This is a genomic window from Nocardia sp. NPDC050435 (assembly GCF_040655395.1).
GTDB lineage: Bacteria > Actinomycetota > Actinomycetes > Mycobacteriales > Mycobacteriaceae > Nocardia.
In genome coordinates this window covers 1-3,418 of sequence record NZ_JBFAJW010000026.1, presented here as the reverse complement: position 1 = coordinate 3,418, position 3,418 = coordinate 1, and the positions used below count along the sequence as shown (strand labels likewise).

1 protein-coding gene is annotated in these 3,418 nt (G+C 66.1%); it reads right to left on the bottom strand.

The annotated features are described in order from the left end of the window. Positions 1-162 precede the first annotated feature (162 nt). The gene (locus AB0I43_RS40680) at positions 163-3,195 is read right to left on the bottom strand and encodes a glycine--tRNA ligase (protein WP_356981582.1); all 3,033 of its coding nucleotides are present in this window, start codon (positions 3,193-3,195) and stop codon (positions 163-165) included. Positions 3,196-3,418 lie beyond the last annotated feature (223 nt).

Below are 3,418 nucleotides of genomic sequence, written 5' to 3'. Positions count from 1 at the left end.
TTTTTCGGGCGGGGGTTGGGTCTGCGGGGCCCCTGGGGGGGGGGCCAAACCCCCCCCCCCGCTATCCCTTTTCGTTTGTGGTGGGGGGGCCGCCCCCCCCCCCCCCCCCCACAACCACCGTTGCTATCGCAGCTCCCTTCGCTGCGGTAGGTCTTCGTGTCGTCAGCTTCGCAAACGATGAACCGCGCGCCAGTCGATTTGGCTTGGTGCTGCTGCGATTACGCTGGCGAGCAGGCCGAGTCGAGCCTCTCGGTCCTGCGGATCCTCGGCCATCACCAGCACATCATCAAAGAAGCGCTCCAGCGGATCGACAAGAGCGTTCGCGGCGCCGATCCAGGACGCCAAGTCGCCCTCGAAACTTGGCACCGTCGTCAGAGCACTGATCACCAACCGCTCGGCCTCTCCGTTCAACCGAGCCGGATCGTAGCTGGGCTCAGTGTTCGCAGGCACAATCCGCATCACGCGTTGCAAGCTCTCCACCAGCCTCGGGAACTCCGCCACGGTGCTAGCCGACCGTATTTGCTCGACCAGCTGATCGACGGTGTGCGGAGCCGATGCTGCTGAGCGCACAGCGTCACGCAACGCTTGCTCGACGCCTTCTTCCCGCAGCCGCTGATCGAGGCGAACTCCGATCAGTTCAGCGGCCGCCTCTTCTATGGAGTTCTCGACGATCACTCCTTGCTGTTCCAGCCGAGCGCCCGCGCAGTGCAGGCCGACCGGGATGGTGATCGGTGTCAGCCCAGGGTGGGCGCGCAGGATCGCGACGACGCCGGAGGCAGCGCGCCGCAGGCCGTACGGATCGCTCGTTCCGGTCAGTTTCGCGCCGGAGGCGAGCATGCCGATGATCAGATCGAAGCGGTCCGCCAACGCCAGCAGGGCTCCGGACGTTGTGCGTGGAAGCTGGTCTCCGCCGTAGCGGGGCAGCTCGGCTTCCCAAAGTGCTTCCGCGACCTCGGCGGGCTCGCCGGCCTCGGTCGCATAGACCCGTGCCATAGTGCCGGCGAGGGAAGTCATCTCCACCACCATCTGGGTGGCGAGGTCGAACTTCAGAAGCTTCCCAGCGCTCTGCAGGGTTGCTCGCTCGTGTTCGGTGAGCGTGAGGTGCTCAGCGAAGCGATGCGCGAGGTCGCCGATCCGATCGGCGCGCTGAGCCATCGATCCGAGCTTTTCGTGGAACACCAGCGACGGCAACCGACGTCGGAACTCGGCGGGGGTGGTCTTGAGGTCGGCGTCATAGAAGAACGCCGCATCAGCCAATCGAGCACGCAACACAGTCTCGTTACCAGCACGGACGGTCTTGGCGTCACAGGCGCCGTTGGCCACGGTGACGAACATCGGCAACAGCATGCCGTCATCACCGCGTACGGGGAGATAGCGCTGATGCTTACGCATCACCGTGGTGATGATCTGCTCGGGCAGCACCAGCGACGCCACGTCGAATTCCCCGAGCACGCCCACGGGCGCCTCGACCAGGTTGGTGATCTCCTCGATCAGCGCGGCTTCGCCCTCGAGATCGATCCGCCCCCCGTGTGCACTCGCAAGCTCCGTGGCAGCGGCGGTAACTGCTTCGCGGCGGGCCGCCGGGTCGAGCACAATGCCAGCCGCGGCCAACTCTCGCGTGTAGTCGTCAGCGCTGGCGATCTCGACGGTCGGAGATTCGGCCTGGCGGTGCAGGCGGCTGGTGCGGCCCGCGGTGAGGGTGCCCGCAGTCACCGGGAGCACGGCCTCATCGAGCAGGGCCACCAGCCAGCGGATCGGGCGCGAAAAGCTCAATGCTGGGTCGCGCCAGCGCATGTTCTTGTCGGCACGCAGACCAGTGACAAGCTGGGAGCACACGTCGGTGAGGACGACCGCGGCGATGCGGCCGACGTGCTCGCGCTCGAGTGCTACGTGCTCGACGCCTTGATGTTCGACCACGGTGAGGTCTTCGACGCTGGCGTCTTGTCCACGGAGGAACCCGCTGAGTGCGGGTGTGGGTTCTCCGGTGACCTCGTAGGCTGCGGCACGCTTGGGGCCTCGCCGGATCTGGACGCTGTCGGGCTCGGCAGCTGCGATGTCATCGATCACAGCGACGATGCGGCGCGGCGTTGCTTGGACGCGAATCCGGCCGTGCGGCAGCGCTGTTTTGCCCAGCAGCTCACCCAGCGTCGACGCAACAGCCGGGACGACGGCCTCGACCACGTGCGGGGGAAGTTCCTCGGTGCCGACTTCGAGCAGCAACCGCGCCCCCGCTCGAGAGACGATCTCGGCCGGATCTACCGTAGGCACGGCCAAAGTGGGCGGGGTAGCGATACCGCGAGGGTGCCCGGCCTGCTCGCGCAGCCGGGTCCACAGCGCCGCGATCTCGCGGGATTGGGCGCGCATCACCGCGAACCATTTCGCGCGCTCCGCGGTCGAGACGGCTCCGCGCGAATCGAGGATATTGAAGGCGTGGCTGGACTTGAGCACGTGCACGTGAGCAGGCACCGGCAACTCACGCTCGATCATGCGGGCGGCCTCGCTGGAGTAGGCGTCGAGCAGCGTGCGGGTGGTTCCGACGTCGGCGTCGTCGAGGTAGTAGCGCGACATCTCGTATTCGGATTGACCGAATACTTCGCCATAGGAGACGTCGGGCGCGTAGACGATGTCTTTGAAGTGCGTGACACCTTGCAGGGCCATGAGGATGCGTTCGAGGCCGTAGGTGATCTCGACCGGGATCGGGTCCAGGTTCTGGCTTGCGACTTGCTGAAAGTAGGTGAACTGGGTGATTTCCATGCCGTCGAGCCAGACTTCCCAGCCCAGGCCCCAAGCACCGATCGCGGGCTGGGCCCAGTTGTCTTCGACGAAGCGGACATCATGGGCGTCGAGATCGATGCCGAGGGCTTGCAGGGAGGCAAGATAGAGCTCTTGGGGGTTGCCGGGTTCGGGCTTGAGGATGACCTGGAACTGGGTGTGGGTTTGGAGCCGGTTCGGGTTCTGGCCATAGCGTGAATCATCCGGGCGCACTGAAGGTTCGACGTAGGCGACGTTCCAGCGCTCGGGCCCGAGGACCGAGAGCAGGGTGGCGGGATTCATGGTGCCCGCGCCGACTTCGGTGTTGAACGGCTGACCCAACACGCAACCTCGCTGCGACCAGAAGCTCTGCAGTCGAAGGATCGCTTCCTGCATCGAGACGGGGCTGGTGGGCTGGGTGTGGGGTTCGGCCGAAGGTGGCATCGTCAGATCCTATCCGCGCCGACAGCGGGAATCCCGAGCAGCGTCGTGGCTTTGGAGGTGAAGAAGCTGGGCAGATGGCAGCTGCCGCGACAGGCGTCGGCGACCGCGCAGCCCGCGCAGCTCGGGCGCGCAAGAGGCACACCCCGGAGCAGGTCGTGCGCAAGCTGGGCGAGGCCGATCGGCTGCTGGGCGAGGGCAAGGACATCGCCGATGTGTGCCGGCC